Raw genomic sequence first — 319 nt, forward strand, 5'->3', positions numbered from 1 at the left:
TACCCTTAGGGTCATGCACAGCATTGCCCAGCATTTGATAGCCTCCGCAAATACCCATTAGTTTTCCGCCATAACGCAGGTGCCTGAGAATGTCCTTATCCCACTGATTCTCATGCAAGAAGGCCAGATCCGTTCGGGTATTCTTGGTGCCTGGAATAATGATCAGATCGACCGAAGGAATCGATTCGCCTTTCCTGACAAAATGGATCTCGACATCGGGTCTGAGTCTAAGGGGATCAAAGTCGGTGTGATTACTGGTTCGGGTCAGAATGGGAACCGCTATTTGCAAAACCTCATCGCCACTCTCGGAAACCTGCTG

The 319-nt window shown here is 49.5% G+C and carries 1 pseudogene; it reads right to left on the minus strand.

From position 1 onward, the window contains the following. Positions 1-319, minus strand: a pseudogene (locus CWC16_RS19810) (cobyric acid synthase); the annotation flags it as partial.

It is taken from the genome of Pseudoalteromonas sp. S3776 (genome assembly GCF_005886915.1).
In the GTDB taxonomy this organism is placed as follows: Bacteria; Pseudomonadota; Gammaproteobacteria; order Enterobacterales; family Alteromonadaceae; genus Pseudoalteromonas.